We start from the raw sequence: 13,730 nt of genomic DNA, 5'->3' as shown, positions 1-13,730 counted from the left end.
AAGTGAAACGCCGTAGCGCCGATGGTAGTGTGGGGTCTCCCCATGTGAGAGTAGGGAACTGCCAGGCATCAAATAAAACGAAAGGCTCAGTCGGAAGACTGGGCCTTTTGTTTTTGTGTTTTGCGGCCAGACGCGCCGCCATCTTCCCCGGTGGCGCTGCGCTTACCGGGGCTACAGACCCCGTAGCCCGGAAAAGGTGCGCAGCACCGCCTCCGGGAAAACATCCGGCCCGGTCGCCTGGTTCGTTAACATCAGTAATACCTATCACACTAATAGCTCTCAGTATAATTGTCCTTATTAATTATATGGATTATCTTTCCTGCGTTGATGACATCAACGCATCACTTCTCCTGAGGGAGAAAAATAGAAAGCAAATCGCTTATTTCTCATCCTGTTAACTGGTTATAAATTCAATGAAAAAACCGCTAATTGGGATTCTGACATTAGCTTATGGATTGAGCTTGCCTGCATTCGCTGCTGATACCGCTACATTAACGATCTCCGGGCGTGTGGCTACACCTACCTGCAGCACCAATATCATTAACGAAAAAGCTCAACAGCGTTGTGGGCAAAATACTTACCTCATTAACACGCAAAATATGGCAGTCCCATCTCATGGGGTGATTACCCAAACGGTGAATTTACCGAATGATGCAAACAGGAAAATAATTATCAGCAGCTACGATTAATCACCCACTTATATTTCCGCGCCATTATATTGCCCAGCGGCGAAATAATGGCGCGCTGCTATCAGCCATAAAAATCAGCCAGTTGTGGGCTTGAAAATTTATTCCCGTCGCTTAATACTCTCCTCCCGCTTATTTCCACCAACGACAGGGTAATCCACTCTTTTTGGTGTTGATGTGATACATCATTAACACTTTGTTAACTTGATCTGGTTTAAGTGACGGTAAATTTGATATACAAATAGGGTAGATTGCCTGTATGGATGCTGCCCGGAATGCCTTGCGATGAATGTTGCAGGTCATCGGCTGGCAATATGAGAATATAAATGAAAATCCTGCTTAACTGGCCGCCGCTGCGCCAGATCGTTACTTACATTCAGGAGCGCTTTACCTTTCTGGTTCTGCTCTGTTGGCCGGCGATTATCTGGCTGTTCTGCCGGGTTGGCGTGTGGCTTACCGATAGCGCCTATCAACTGCTGGGAAAATCGCCTGCCCACTCTTTCACCGTTTATCTTCAGCCATTTATGACGCCCGGCACGTTGCTACGCATTTCTATCAGCTGGATTGTGCTGTTATTCATCCTTTTCAGTATGGCGATGGCCTTCACCTGGGGTCTGCGCCGCTTTATGAATCGTCAAAAATAAGCCATCGGCGCAGCGCCTGCTCCAGGTTTTATGCCATCTCACCAATTGTCTTGCGAAAACGCAGCAGCGCAATGGTAAAGAAAGCGCCGCCGATAGCGAACAAAATTAAAAACTGCGGCCAGACGATGGTAAAGCTGGCGCCGCGGTAAAGTATCGCCTGCGCGAGGCTGACGAAATGGGTGGTCGGCATGGTCAACATAATGTCCTGAACCAGCTGCGGCATACTCTCCCGTGGCGTGGATCCGCCGGAGAGCATCTGCAGCGGCAGCAGCACCAGGATCATCAGTAGCCCCAGTTGCGGCATAGAACGGGCGAGCGTGCCCATAAAAATGCCAATGGAGGTGGTGGCGAACAGGCTGAGCGCAACCCCCAGCATGAACAGCGGAATCGACCCCTCAATCGGTACCTGCAAAACTCCCTGTACCATCAGCAGTAGCGACAGCCCGGAGACAACCAGTACCACCAGACCCATCGACCAGATCTTGGCCATCATTATCTCAAACGGCGTTACCGGCATCACAAGCAGGTGCTCAATGGTGCCGTGCTCTCGCTCGCGGATAAGCGCTGAGCCGGTGAGGACAATTGCCAGCATGGTGATGTTGTTAATAATCGCCATCACCGCACCGAAGCGCTCTTGCTCAAGGTTAGGGTTAAAGCGCATCCTCACCGCCAGCTCTACCGGAAGCGCACTGTTGTCGCGATAACGGGCGACAAAGCTGTTCACTTCACCGCTGATAATATTCTGGATATAGCCGTTGCCGGTGAAGGCCTGGCTCATTCGCGTGGCGTCGACGTTGACCTGCACCTCCGGCTGACGACCGGCCAGCACATCGCGCTGGAAGTTTGGCGGAATATTGATGGCGAATGTGTATCGTCCCGCATCCAGCCCGGCATCCATTTCATCGGCGCTGATCAACTCCGGCGTTAAAAACCACGGCCGATAAAAGCCGTTAATGATCCGCGATGAGAGCTGTGATTTATCCATATCGGCAATGGCGATAGGCGCCAGGTGCAGAGAGCCGGGCATTACCGTGGCCGAGGAGTAAACCGACACGGTAAAAGCAAACACAATCAGCGCCAGCATCGCTTTATCGCCGAGCAGGCTGCGCAGTTCTTTGATACCGAGGTTATAAATATTGCGTAATCCGCGCATCATCCCTCCTGTTTTTTCAGCAGCCACACGCTCAGCCCGAGCACCAGCGGCACCGCAATCAATAGTGGAATGAACGAAACCCACAAATCGCTAATATTCAGCGCCTTGGAGAAGGTGCCGCGGGCGATGGTCAGGAAATGACTGGTCGGGTAGATTTGTCCGATCCAGCGACCTGGCCCCTCCAGAGATGCCACCGGATCGATCATCCCGGAGAACTGGGTGGCCGGAATCAGCGTAATAATCGCGGTACCGAAAATAGCGGCGATTTGGCTCTTCATAAATGTCGAGATCAGCAATCCCAGCCCGGTAGCGATGGTGACATACAGCAGAGCCGCCAGGGTGAGGGTCAGGAAACTGCCCTTATGCGCGACGCCAAATACGAAGACCGACAACGCGCATAGTAGAAAGAAGTTAAACATCCCCAACACGATGTAAGGCAGCTGTTTGCCGAGCAGGAACTCGCTGCGGGTGGTCGGCGTCACGTACAGGTTGATGATCGAACCGAGCTCTTTTTCACGCACTACGCTCAGCGCGCTGAGCATCGCCGGGATCATCATCAGCAGCAGCGGGATCACCGCCGGGACGATGGCCGGCAGGCTCTTTACGTCCGGGTTATAGCGATAGCGGGTCTCGATGGAAATAATCGAGGTATCACGATTCGGGCTACTTTGCTGCCCGGCCATCTCCTGCAGCCAGGCCAGATGCATCGCCTGTACGTATCCGCGCACCGTTTCCGCGCGATTTGGCATTGCGCCGTCCACCCAAACACCTATTTGCACCGGCGTTCCGCGGGCGATATCGCGGCCAAAGTTCGGCGGGATTTCTATCGCTACCGCCAGCTCGCCGTTACGCATTCGACGATCCAATTCGTCATAACTCTGCAGTGGCGCCTGCTCGATAAAGTAGCGTGAGCCCGCGATATTCTGCGACCAGTTCTGGCTGCTGATCGTTTGATCGCGGTCGAGGACGGCAAAACGCAGATCCTCGACATCCATACTGATCCCATAACCCATGATAAACATCAGGATCACCGTTCCCAGCAGCGCCAGCGTCGATCGTACCGGATCGCGGCGCAGTTCCAGCGCTTCGCGGCGGCTATAGCTAAACAGGCGGCGCAGGCTGAATGACTGGCGTGGGGACGCGTTCTTGTGGTGTGATGCGACAGCAGACGGCGCGGGCGTGGTAGAGACAGAAACGGTCGGTTGCGCGGCATCCGCCGCTTCCTGCAGCCAGGCGATAAACGCCTCTTCGAGGCTGGCGGAGCCACGTTGCTCAACCAGCGCCTGCGGCGTATCGCTGGCCAGCACCTTGCCGGCGTGCATCAGCGAGATGCGATCGCAGCGTTCGGCCTCATTCATAAAGTGGGTAGAGATGAAGATGGTGACACGATCCTGCCGCGCCAGGTCGACCATCAGCTGCCAGAACATATCGCGCGCCACCGGGTCAACGCCGGAGGTGGGTTCATCGAGGATCAGCATCTCCGGGCGATGGATTACCGCGACCGCTAATGACAGGCGCTGGCGGATCCCCAGCGGCAAGTCAGCGGGAAGCGCGTCTTCAACCTCGGTCAGCATAAAGCGTTTGCTCATTTCTGCGACCCGGCCAGCTATTTCATGGTCCGGAATGTGAAACAAGCGGGCGTGCAGCTCCAGGTTTTGCCGTACGCTCAGTTCGCTATAGAGCGAGAAAGCCTGCGACATATAACCCACTCGTTGGCGGGTGGCAATATCTTTCGGGTCGACCGGCTGGCCGAACAGCCAGGCCTCGCCTTCGCTGGCGGGCAACAGGCCGGTGAGCATCTTCATGGTGGTGGATTTGCCGCAGCCGTTAGAGCCGAGGAAGCCAAAAATTTCGCCACGGGCGATACGAAAGTTAACGTGGTCGACGGCGACAAAGTTGCCGAAGCGCATGGTCAGGCCGCGCGCTTCAATAGCGATCTCTTCCTCACTGCTGTCGCGCGGCGGGATGACCACGTCTTTATGCGCCAGGCGCTGCGCTTCCGGCAGCAGGGCGATAAATGCCTGTTCCAGTGTCTGGCTGCCGGTCTGTTTTTTGAGCGCCGCCGCGCTACCGGTCGCCAGAATCTCGCCGGCGTTCATCGCCACCAGCCAGTCGAAGCGCTCGGCCTCTTCCATGTAGGCGGTGGCGACCAGCACGCTCATTTCCGGCTGGCGCTGACGAATGCTGTCGATTAGATCCCAGAACTGCGCGCGGGAGAGCGGGTCGACGCCGGTTGTCGGTTCATCAAGGATGAGTAGCTGCGGGTCGTGGATCAGTGCACAGCACAGGCCGAGCTTTTGTTTCATTCCACCGGAGAGTTTACCGGCAGGGCGATCGCGAAACGGCGCCAGCCCGGTGCTCTGCAGCAGTTCGTTGATACGAAGTTCACGCTCGGCTTTATCGTGACCAAACAGGCGGGCGAAGAAGTCGACGTTTTCATAGACCGATAGTGTATGGTAGAGGTTTTTCCCCAGGCCCTGCGGCATCCAGGCGATTTTCGGGCATACCTGTTGGCGGTGACGAACGTCGCGCATATCGCCGCCGAGCACCATCACGTTACCCTGCTCGATGGCCCGCGCCCCGGCGATAAGCGAGAGCAGGCTTGATTTGCCGACCCCATCCGGGCCAATCAGGCCAACCATACGCCGCGCCGGGATCGCCAGGTTGATATCGCGCAACGCGATGGTGGCGCCAAACTGCTGGCCAACGTTTTCCAGCAGGGCGACGGGGGGCGAAGTATCCTGCGGCGTCAGTTTCATTGCGGCAACCTCACCGTCAGCGCTTCAGGCCAGCTTTTCTGCTTATCCAGTCGTACCCAGGCCATCCCAGGCAGGCCGGTTTTGACATATTCCAGATGCTGCTCCAGTAGCTCTGGCGGAATGCGCGCCTTGACGCGGAACATCAGCTTGAGCCGCTCGTCGCTGGTTTCTACCGTTTTTGGCGTGAATTGTGCGACGCTGGCGACAAAGCTGATATTTGCCGGGATCACCAGCTCTGGAGCGGCATCAAGGATCAATCGCGCTTCACTGCCGAGCGCCAACAGGCCCGCCTGCTCCGTTGGCAGGAAGAAGGTCATATAGACGTCAGCCAGGTCGACCATGTTCAATACCCGCCCTCCGGCGGCCAGCACTTCGCCTGGCTCAGCAACGCGATACTGGATGCGGCCGTCGCGCGGCGCTTTCAGTTGGCTATCGTCAATATCGGCGAGGATCCGCCGATGGGTCGCTTCGGCGGCTTCAACGCGGGTTTTAGCCTGAATAATGCTGGTACGAGCGGCTTCAATGGCGGCGCGGGCGGCAGAGACCTGCGCTTTCGCCGATTCCAGCGCCGCGCGGGCGCTTTCAGCGGCCGCGCGATCGTCATCCAGTTGCTGAGCGGAGACGGCGCCTCGTTGCGAAAGGGTACTGGAACGGACGTGGCGTTTAGCGGTGGAATCGAGCTCCGCCTGGCGCTGCTTCACCACCGCTTTGGTGGCCCGCATTTCGCTCTGCCGCTGGTCGAGTAACGCATTGGCGGCGGCAACCGCGCTTTGCGCTTCTTTGATTTGCGCGGCGGCTTCGAGGCGCTGCTCATTGAGTACCCGCGTATCCATCCGCGCCAGCACATCGCCTTTATGGACGAACTGCCCCTCTTTGACCAGAATCGTCTCGATACGCCCGGCAATTTTGGTGGCGATATCGACTTCCGTCGCCTCGATGCGGCCATTACTGGCGGCGAAGCCCGGCGGGAGCCCGGCCGGGCGCAACATCCACCATGCTGCGGCGATAACCACCGCTGCAACTACGATATACCCGGTCCAACGTCGTTTGTTCTTATCCATACGCGACTCGCTCTGTTCCATATTGCTGAGTGGTGCGCGTTTCGCTATTTCGCCCGGCGGGACGATAAAAAAGGGGAGATAAGGCCGTCCGGCGCAAAATCCTGTTACGTTGCCAACCGGTGGGGAAGATGTGCTTTTAGAGTGGTCATCATCAGCAATCCTGGCCTTAAATGAAACACGCATATTTATAATCTGGATACTAACATCGGTAGCGGCAAAGTCCATATATAAACTATGGAATTGCGAACCCATCATTGTAATGGCTGAGAACTACGCTATCCCTATGATTTTCTTCGTCTGGTTGACCTGCGGCAACTCATGTATGATCGGCAACCCCGAAATAGACTAACGCCCGGCGAGCGCTTTATTCATGAACGATGAAAGCAAAAAATATATCTCTGTTATTTTTAAGGAGTGGCTACCGCTGTATGACAGCCTGACGCCAGCCGTTAAGGAGGTACTTAAAAATATCGCAGAGGAGCAATCGGAAGCGTTAGCGGCCCGGTTTTATGATTTTATTTTTCAGGATCCGGATATTGCCCGCCACCTGACTTATGATTTAGTTCAGGAGCGACTGAGCCGCTCGCTGGCGCTATGGGTGAAGGAGATCCTGACCAGCGACAAAGCGCAGTTGCCGGCGTTGGCGGAACGGCAATATCAGATTGGCAGCATCCACGCGCGGATCGGCATCCCGGCGGAGGCGGTGCTGCGCGGCGCCCGGCAGATTAAGGCCGGGCTTATCGAGTATATCCGCAGCCACGTAAACGACCGCCCGATTGCCGTCGATGCCATTTATTACGCTATTATGGCGATTAATATGGCCGTTGAGATGATGTGCCATGCCTATACCTTATCGCACTATCGGGCGACCAAAAACGAAGAGGCGTATCGCCTGTATAGTTTGATGGACAATGTTCCGATGGAATATGGCAAACAGCAGGCGGCGCTTTCCGGTTGGGAAAATACGGCGATTTTTAATATTGTTAGCGAAAATAAAGCAAATACTAACGCTACGTTATTATCTGAATCGGAATTTGGTCTATGGTTCCGCCATAAATGCGTACGCTATTTTAACAAAAATAGCCAGATGGACGAAATCGCCGCATTAATTTCGCAGGTCGACGACTTATTAATAGGTTGGCGAGCATCCGCCTCTGTCATGGATTATAAAAATACACAAAACCTGATTCAGGGGATCCATATTCATTGCCAGCAAATAGGCAGCCAACTGGGGGTGATTTTTAGCAGCTTGTCGCAGATGCAAAATGGCAAAGATGCGTTAACCAGCCTACTTAACCGCCGCTATTTGCCGGTAGTGCTGAAGCATGAAGTGACGCTGGCAATGGAGCATGAGCTGCCAATGACGGTAGCGATCGTAGATATCGATCATTTCAAAGGCATTAACGATAACTGGGGCCATATGGTCGGCGACCGGGCGATTAAACATGTCGCGGAACTGCTCAGCGATAATATCCGTTCCAGCGACTATATCTTCCGCTACGGCGGGGAAGAGTTTCTGCTGGTGCTGGTGGAGACCGGCGTGTCAGAGGCGTTTACCATCCTCGACCGCCTGCGCAAGAAAATTAGCCAACTGGCGTTTAACGTTGGCGGCGACACGCAGATCCCGATCACCGCCAGCATTGGCTATGCCGTGCACTCCGGCCATCCTGATTACAACCTGCTGTTGCGCGATGCCGATAATGCGCTGTACGCCGCCAAACGCGAGGGGCGCAACTGCGTGAAAATGCACAAAGGCAGGGTATAAAACCGAGCCCCGGTAAACGTAGCGCGACCGGGGCAGGGCTCTGAAGCTCAGAACAGTATCGGCAGCCCCAGCCCGCGCTTCACTTCATGCAGCGTCTGCTGCGTGAGCTGGTGGGCGCGTTCGCTACCCTGGCGCAACAATTCCAGCAGCATTCCTTTATCCTGACTGTAGGTAGCCCGGCGTTCGCGGATCGGCGCCAGTAGTTCCTGCAAGCAGGTTTCCAGTTCATTCTTACACTGGCGATCGCCCAGCCCGCCGCGCTGATAGTGGGCTTTCATCTCGGCAACCAGCGCCTTATTGCTATGGAAAGCGTCGAGATAGGTGAATACCACGTTGCCGTCGACATTCCCCGGATCGCTGACTCTCAGGTGTGTCGGGTCGGTATACATCGCGCTGACCGCGCGGTGAATCTCCTCTTCACTGGCCGATAACGTCAGCGTATTGCCCAGCGATTTCGACATTTTGGCATTACCGTCGACGCCCGGCAGGCGGCTCACTTCGCTGAGTAGCGCTTTGCAGTGGCGCAGTACCGGTTCGCCGGTGAGGCTATTCATTTTGTGGACGATTTCATTGGTCTGCTCAATCATCGGTAGCTGATCGTCGCCCACCGGCACCAGCTCGGCTTTGAAGGCGGTGATATCGGCGGCCTGGCTAATCGGATAGGCGAGGAAGCCAACCGGCAGCGAGCGGGCGAATCCCTTCTGGGCAATCTCATTTTTTACCGTCGGATTACGTTCCACGCGAGCGACGGTGACGATATTCATATACAGCGCGCTGAGCTCCGCCAGCGCGGGCAGAGCGGACTGCAGGCAAATAGTGGTGAGCCTGGGGTCGATGCCGACGGCCAGATAATCGGCCATGACTTCGAGGATATGGTGGCTGATTTTTTGCGGGTTGCTGCCGTTATCGGTGAGCCCTTGCAGGTCGGCGATCAGGATAAACTGCTGGTGGTCGTGCTGCAGCGTGACGCGCTGGCGCAGCGAGCCGACGTAGTGGCCAAGATGTAGTTGGCCGGTCGGGCGGTCGCCGGTGAGGATGGTTTGTGGATGGTTCATCAGGGACTCCTTATCAGACTGTTCAGCCGAAAGACGTCCTGGAAATAACAAAGCCGCCTTCCGGCGGCTTTGAAAATGGAAACGTGTATCGTGCCGCCTGTTATGCAGGCAGCCACCAACGACGGGGGTAGGTAACGATAACGTTTCTGTTCATCTTTTTATCCTGCCACGAAATCACGGCGGGGTAAACCTGTTGCGTATAAAGTATTACTCAGCAATCTGCAATCCTGCTCGTAAGCAGGTTTTTCTGAATTTGGTACCTCTGACTGGGGGGATCATATGTGCTGTTCTTCTATTTTCAATTGTTTTCGCCATACGCGGTTATGTAACGTCAAGACGATTGACTGATAAAATGATGATGAATTCATCCACATGATATTCAGGCAGAAAAACATCAAACCTAAAGCAGATGTTATCTGCGGCGTATAATTATCTACCGCGCCGAATAAAAATGAAAACCAGGAGCAGATAAAATAGATAATGCTAGTTATTCCTGTCAGCGTGATAATAATCAAATGTAATTTATATCCGTTTAAAGAGCCTCGAGCAGTCAGTAAGGTTGTAGTCATGATGACTACGCAATATACAATCGCTGCAAAAAATACGCCCATCAGTACTTTGTATTCAGGTATTCCTAACCAGCGAAAGAGTAGCATCCATACATAAACCTGGGGCATCGCGTAGCAAAAGATAGCAAGTATCATGCTGATCGCGATAGGAATACCGGCCATGTGTATACCAGGCGCCGCGCCGAATCGGCTTTTTAACCGATCCTTTAGTTGTTCCAGGTGTTGCAGATCGCTGGTTGCCAGTTTTTTCTTGATGATAGCGCTCAACACGAGGCTCTTCTTAATATATTTCATCATTGTCGGATCAATGGGGTCCAGTGAATGAAAACGACTGAATTAAGCCAAAAATATACTTCCCAGATTGTGTCATATTCTGAGGGTTCCTGATGGTGCCCGAGATCGCGCTACCAACAAATGCCGAAGAGTTGGTAATGGCATTCATTAATTCTCGTTGCAAGAGCATCTGTAATGCTTCCGAAGGATAACGCTTGGGGTAGATGCCAGCTTTCATTGCCACTTTGATACCAGAATTAGAGATTCCTGGGTTTCTAATTCGAATAATTTCCTCCGTCAATCGTGTACGGTCGGCTCGGTTCATTTTTTTTAATAAAGAAAGTAAACTTTCCGACGTAGACCGATTAAGTAATCGATATGTTAGCATGGCGCTTTTTAAACCAGCACCTGCCCCGGCAAGCGAGATCATATCAAGTGCGGTATTGGTTGCCGTATACCACTCATGAGAGTCAAGCCATGCTACATAGTCATCATGGTTCATGGCAATTAATGAAAGGCGCCCGAGGCCATTTGCACATTGGATTCCTGTTGCTACGCCACCAGCGATAATTACAGCAGCAACTGCACTTGAGGTGCCTGCGGTGAGAGGAATCGCCATGTTTGCACCAACAGAAAGTATGATAGTGAGAATTGCTGCTCCGCAGGAAATGGCTGTTGAACCGATTTCAGTAACTAAGGAAGATGACTGAATTGCATTCGTCGTTAGCTGGGCTGGATTATTTGCTGAAGTGGTTACTTTCGTTACAACAACGTGGCTTACCGAGCTTTCATTTGGCGTTGCGATCCGTCTTGATGGCCTGACTAACCACTGACGAGAACCATCTGAATAAATAATCCCAACTTGGCTAAAGTTTCGATAACAGTCCAACTGGTTAGCAAGAGCTTTGAAATCAATTTCAGCGCCGCTGACAAGGCCTAAACTTCGGGCAAAGCCATAATCAGGTAGAGCTTTTGAAAATTGTCCGGGAAATGTCATCCTTTTTCTCCATGCACTTAATGCTCTTAAGATGAGGGATCAAGAGTAATGCTCTTAAGATAGTAATAAATTAGGAATATTCTGGATGACGCCTGCAAAATAACCTACCGGCGTAAGTAAGAAAAGAGTGGGTATAGTGTGGATTTCTTGCGAGAGCGTCTCAGCGATTTTGAGGTCACCAACACTGGCGGTTTTACCCAGCATGGTGAATAAATTTACGGTAGGCCGGGCAAGGCGTAGCCGCCGCCCGGCAAGATAAAAAAACCGTTATTACATAGTCGAGAAGACGTTCATGATCACGCCGCCAGAAATAATCAGCGCCATGGCGATAATGGCCGCCAGGTCCGGCTTCTGTTTATAGAGGATCATGGAGCAGATGGTGACGCCGACGATACCGAAGCCGCACCACAGCGAGTAGGCTACGCCCACCGGAATGGTGCTCATCGCGCGGGTGAGGGCGAAGTAGCACAGGCCATAGGCGCAGACCACCAGCACCGAAGGCGCCAGTTTGCTGAAGCCGTTGGTTTTTTTGATCATCGAGGTGCCGGTGATTTCGGAGCCGATAGACAGCGCCAGCCATAAAAATCCGAGATTAAACATAGGGTATTCCTTTCCTGTTAGTTGGCGATTTTCTTATCCATAGACGCGATTGGCGCGGCGGGCGCGGGCTCTTCGCTCTCTTCGGAACCCATTTTCGAGAACAGGTTCATGATAACGATGCCGCTGGCGATCACCGCCATGCCGATGATGGCGGCGGTATCCGGATGCTGGCCGTAGAATGCCATTCCCAGCGTCGAGACCACCAGGATACCGGTACCGGACCAGGTGGCGTACGCCAGGCCGACCGGGATATCTTTCACCGCTCTTGAGAGCGAGTAATAGCAGGTGCAATAGAGCGCAATCAGCAATACGAGCAGCAGCATTTTTGTGCTGCCTTCGCTGCTACCGAACATTTTTAACGTCGAGGTTGCCGAGGTTTCGGAGAGGATAACCAGCAGCATCCATAACCAGCATTTTGTTTTCGAAGACATCGTTAAGCTCCAGGTTCATAGTTGGGTAAGGTCATATCTTTCTGTTTTTTAAATAATCAATGGCCGCATCGGTCAGCTGCGCGTGCGGGGCCGCCGCCAGCGCCGGATTATTCACCACGTCTGTGACGGTGAGATAACGGCGCGGTTCGCTGCTGGCGGCGGCAGGCGCGGTGGGCGCGTCCAGCGTCGCCAGCAGCTCATTCATGGTGCCGAGGAAGACGCCGCAGGCTTCCAGACGAGCCAGCGTGGCTTGCAGATGCCCGGCATAGGCGCTGTCGGCCTGCGCCCCGCGCAGTTGGTTGAGTTCGCTGAGCGGATCGCAGTGGTAGCGCAGCGCCAGCACGGGAATACCCGCCAGCAGCGCCTCGTGTGCGCAGCGGGCGAGCGGGCTGCTGAGCGTGCCGTTCAGCAGGTCTGAAGCCAGCGGATAATCGAGAAACGGCAGCAGTACCGCCCGCCACGGTGCTGACGGCAGGGCATCCTGCCAGGCAGAAGAGGGAATTATCTCCCCGACCTCCCGCCACGCGGCGGCGTCAGCGAGGCCATCCTCCAGCGCGAGGCGTAGCGGATAGCCGCTTCCCGCCAGGCGTTGGCGGATAGCCGCGCGATAGCCGTCAGCGGCGGTCACCATCACCAGTACCGGCGGTTGCAGGCGCTGTAAAATCCGCGCGACTAAACCTTCAATCTGTTCGTCGGTCATGGCGAGCCTCCGTTAGCCGATGAGCGTCACCTGCGCGCCGTTTTTCAACCCGGCGGCATTGGCTTCTTCGGTGTCAATATGAAACTCCAGCGCGAAGTCATCGCGCACCCGCACCACCACTTCATCGAAAGTCAGCTGGCGCTCGCCGTTGCTGCGCACGCTGACCTTCTGGCCATTGCTAACGTTGAGTCGGCGCGCGTCCTGCGGCGACATGTGAATATGCCGCCAGGCGCAGATCACCTGCGAATGGAGTTCAACGTGACCAGCGGGCCCAATCAGCAGCGCGCTACCGGCATTCTCCAGCTGGCCGGACTCACGAACTGGCGCCTTAATCCCGAGCGTGAAACAGTCGGCGCGCGATACTTCCAGTTGCGAAACCGGGCGGGTCGGCCCGAGGACACGGACGTTGGTCAGCGAGCCCTTCGGCCCGACAACGGTCACGCACTCCTGGGCGGCAAACTGCCCCGGCTGGCGCAGCGGTTTAAACGGCGTCAGGCTGTAGCCTTTGCCGAACAACGCCTCGACGTCCTGTTGCGAGAGATGGACGTGGCGGTTGGAGATCCCCACCGGGATCGCCGGCGCCGTTGCGCTCAGGCGGGCGGCGATTTTTTCGCGAACCAGGGTGTCGATCATGACTTCTTCCCTTTCTTCAGCGCCGGATGTTTATCTTCCGTTTCGTTCTGGGCTGCAGGGGGGACGATAGGTTCCGGGGCGGGGATAACCACCGGTTCGGCCGTTTTTTGCTCGCGCGGCGGGTTGCCTTTGAGGTTGCTTAACGCTTCAACCACGCAGCGCTCCGGGCGGGCAATCACCAGCGACTTCACGGTGTGCTCGGCGCCTGCGACCGCCACGCCGCGTTCAATGGCGGTGTGGATGGCGCTGATCTCCCCTTCAAAGCAGACGCTCACCAGCCCGGAGCCTGGTTTGCGATAGCCAATGCAGGTCACTCCCGCAGCTTTACAGGCGGCGTCGACGGCCTGAATGGCGGCGACCCATCCTCGCGTTTCAATTACGCCTAAACTTTTCATGGTCGGCTC

General features: G+C 54.9%; 14 protein-coding genes. 3 read left to right on the top strand and 11 right to left on the bottom strand.

Translation table 11 applies throughout. The features are described from left to right. Nucleotides 1-413 precede the first annotated feature (413 nt). A complete protein-coding gene (locus AC2CGP_RS23650) occupies nucleotides 414-689 on the top strand; it encodes a DUF2574 family protein (protein ID WP_015368485.1) in 276 nt (91 codons plus the stop codon). Between the two features lie 323 nt (nucleotides 690-1,012). Then, on the top strand, nucleotides 1,013-1,330 hold the full coding sequence (locus AC2CGP_RS23645) for a hypothetical protein (protein ID WP_020079735.1): 318 nt from the start codon (nucleotides 1,013-1,015) through the stop codon (nucleotides 1,328-1,330). A gap of 28 nt (nucleotides 1,331-1,358) precedes the next feature. On the opposite strand, the gene AC2CGP_RS23640 is transcribed toward AC2CGP_RS23645, so the two are convergent. Genes AC2CGP_RS23640 through AC2CGP_RS23630 form a run of 3 tightly spaced genes read right to left on the bottom strand, consistent with a single transcriptional unit; the run spans nucleotide 1,359 to nucleotide 6,303 of the window. Continuing rightward, nucleotides 1,359-2,483, bottom strand: a complete 1,125-nt coding sequence (locus AC2CGP_RS23640; RefSeq protein WP_015368483.1) for an ABC transporter permease — start codon at nucleotides 2,481-2,483, stop codon at nucleotides 1,359-1,361. Then, nucleotides 2,483-5,242, bottom strand: a complete 2,760-nt coding sequence (rbbA, locus tag AC2CGP_RS23635; RefSeq protein WP_370611313.1) for a ribosome-associated ATPase/putative transporter RbbA — start codon at nucleotides 5,240-5,242, stop codon at nucleotides 2,483-2,485. The genes AC2CGP_RS23640 and rbbA overlap by 1 nt, the downstream gene beginning before the upstream one ends. Then, on the bottom strand, nucleotides 5,239-6,303 hold the full coding sequence (locus AC2CGP_RS23630) for an HlyD family secretion protein (protein ID WP_213760091.1): 1,065 nt from the start codon (nucleotides 6,301-6,303) through the stop codon (nucleotides 5,239-5,241). The genes rbbA and AC2CGP_RS23630 overlap by 4 nt, the downstream gene beginning before the upstream one ends. 370 nt (nucleotides 6,304-6,673) lie before the next feature. Here AC2CGP_RS23630 and AC2CGP_RS23625 point away from each other — a divergent pair, with 370 nt between their 5' ends. Beyond that, nucleotides 6,674-8,068 (top strand): diguanylate cyclase, encoded by a 1,395-nt coding sequence (locus AC2CGP_RS23625; RefSeq protein ID WP_046883383.1) that lies wholly within the window; start codon nucleotides 6,674-6,676, stop codon nucleotides 8,066-8,068. 47 nt (nucleotides 8,069-8,115) lie between these two features. On the opposite strand, the gene trpS is transcribed toward AC2CGP_RS23625, so the two are convergent. The 8 genes from trpS to AC2CGP_RS23585 form a co-directional block, all read right to left on the bottom strand. Beyond that, nucleotides 8,116-9,123, bottom strand: a complete 1,008-nt coding sequence (trpS, locus tag AC2CGP_RS23620) for a tryptophan--tRNA ligase (RefSeq protein WP_213760092.1) — start codon at nucleotides 9,121-9,123, stop codon at nucleotides 8,116-8,118. A 275-nt stretch (nucleotides 9,124-9,398) separates the two neighbouring features. Then, entirely contained in the window at nucleotides 9,399-9,989 is a 591-nt protein-coding gene (locus AC2CGP_RS23615; protein WP_213760094.1) for a hypothetical protein, read from the bottom strand. A 7-nt stretch (nucleotides 9,990-9,996) separates the two neighbouring features. Next, the gene (gene ssp4, locus AC2CGP_RS23610) at nucleotides 9,997-10,962 is read right to left on the bottom strand and encodes an Ssp4 family T6SS effector (RefSeq protein ID WP_063443542.1); all 966 of its coding nucleotides are present in this window, start codon (nucleotides 10,960-10,962) and stop codon (nucleotides 9,997-9,999) included. Between the two features lie 270 nt (nucleotides 10,963-11,232). Next, nucleotides 11,233-11,562 (bottom strand): DMT family transporter, encoded by a 330-nt coding sequence (locus tag AC2CGP_RS23605; protein WP_004204123.1) that lies wholly within the window; start codon nucleotides 11,560-11,562, stop codon nucleotides 11,233-11,235. Nucleotides 11,563-11,579: 17 nt separating this feature from the next. After that, nucleotides 11,580-11,993: a DMT family transporter gene (locus tag AC2CGP_RS23600; RefSeq protein WP_058655225.1), complete on the bottom strand. Its 414-nt coding sequence runs from the start codon at nucleotides 11,991-11,993 to the stop codon at nucleotides 11,580-11,582. Nucleotides 11,994-12,024: 31 nt separating this feature from the next. Further along, on the bottom strand, nucleotides 12,025-12,693 hold the full coding sequence (locus tag AC2CGP_RS23595; RefSeq protein WP_015704256.1) for a hypothetical protein: 669 nt from the start codon (nucleotides 12,691-12,693) through the stop codon (nucleotides 12,025-12,027). A gap of 12 nt (nucleotides 12,694-12,705) precedes the next feature. Continuing rightward, nucleotides 12,706-13,326 (bottom strand): phosphate propanoyltransferase, encoded by a 621-nt coding sequence (locus AC2CGP_RS23590; RefSeq protein ID WP_086630710.1) that lies wholly within the window; start codon nucleotides 13,324-13,326, stop codon nucleotides 12,706-12,708. Continuing rightward, complete coding sequence (locus AC2CGP_RS23585) at nucleotides 13,323-13,721, bottom strand: BMC domain-containing protein (RefSeq protein WP_086630711.1); 399 nt, start codon at nucleotides 13,719-13,721, stop codon at nucleotides 13,323-13,325. Before AC2CGP_RS23585 ends, AC2CGP_RS23590 begins: the two co-directional genes overlap by 4 nt. Nucleotides 13,722-13,730: the final 9 nt, after the last annotated feature.

Source organism: Klebsiella sp. SYXHC3, assembly GCF_057196925.1.
Note: the sequence above shows the minus strand (reverse complement) of the source record. Positions and strands in the feature narration are given on the sequence as shown.

What these genes read in the sequence shown, in the direction of transcription:
- AC2CGP_RS23585 (WP_086630711.1), bottom strand. Translation starts at nt 13,721, where the DNA reads ATGAAAAGTTTAGGCGTAATTGAAACGCGAGGATGGGTCGCCGCCATT.
- AC2CGP_RS23595 (WP_015704256.1), bottom strand. Translation starts at nt 12,693, where the DNA reads ATGACCGACGAACAGATTGAAGGTTTAGTCGCGCGGATTTTACAGCGC.
- AC2CGP_RS23605 (WP_004204123.1), bottom strand. Translation starts at nt 11,562, where the DNA reads ATGTTTAATCTCGGATTTTTATGGCTGGCGCTGTCTATCGGCTCCGAA.
- AC2CGP_RS23625 (WP_046883383.1), top strand. Translation starts at nt 6,674, where the DNA reads ATGAACGATGAAAGCAAAAAATATATCTCTGTTATTTTTAAGGAGTGG.
- trpS (WP_213760092.1), bottom strand. Translation starts at nt 9,123, where the DNA reads ATGAACCATCCACAAACCATCCTCACCGGCGACCGCCCGACCGGCCAA.
- AC2CGP_RS23650 (WP_015368485.1), top strand. Translation starts at nt 414, where the DNA reads ATGAAAAAACCGCTAATTGGGATTCTGACATTAGCTTATGGATTGAGC.
- AC2CGP_RS23590 (WP_086630710.1), bottom strand. Translation starts at nt 13,326, where the DNA reads ATGATCGACACCCTGGTTCGCGAAAAAATCGCCGCCCGCCTGAGCGCA.
- AC2CGP_RS23630 (WP_213760091.1), bottom strand. Translation starts at nt 6,303, where the DNA reads ATGGATAAGAACAAACGACGTTGGACCGGGTATATCGTAGTTGCAGCG.
- rbbA (WP_370611313.1), bottom strand. Translation starts at nt 5,242, where the DNA reads ATGAAACTGACGCCGCAGGATACTTCGCCCCCCGTCGCCCTGCTGGAA.
- AC2CGP_RS23615 (WP_213760094.1), bottom strand. Translation starts at nt 9,989, where the DNA reads ATGATGAAATATATTAAGAAGAGCCTCGTGTTGAGCGCTATCATCAAG.
- AC2CGP_RS23640 (WP_015368483.1), bottom strand. Translation starts at nt 2,483, where the DNA reads ATGCGCGGATTACGCAATATTTATAACCTCGGTATCAAAGAACTGCGC.
- ssp4 (WP_063443542.1), bottom strand. Translation starts at nt 10,962, where the DNA reads ATGACATTTCCCGGACAATTTTCAAAAGCTCTACCTGATTATGGCTTT.
- AC2CGP_RS23645 (WP_020079735.1), top strand. Translation starts at nt 1,013, where the DNA reads ATGAAAATCCTGCTTAACTGGCCGCCGCTGCGCCAGATCGTTACTTAC.
- AC2CGP_RS23600 (WP_058655225.1), bottom strand. Translation starts at nt 11,993, where the DNA reads ATGTCTTCGAAAACAAAATGCTGGTTATGGATGCTGCTGGTTATCCTC.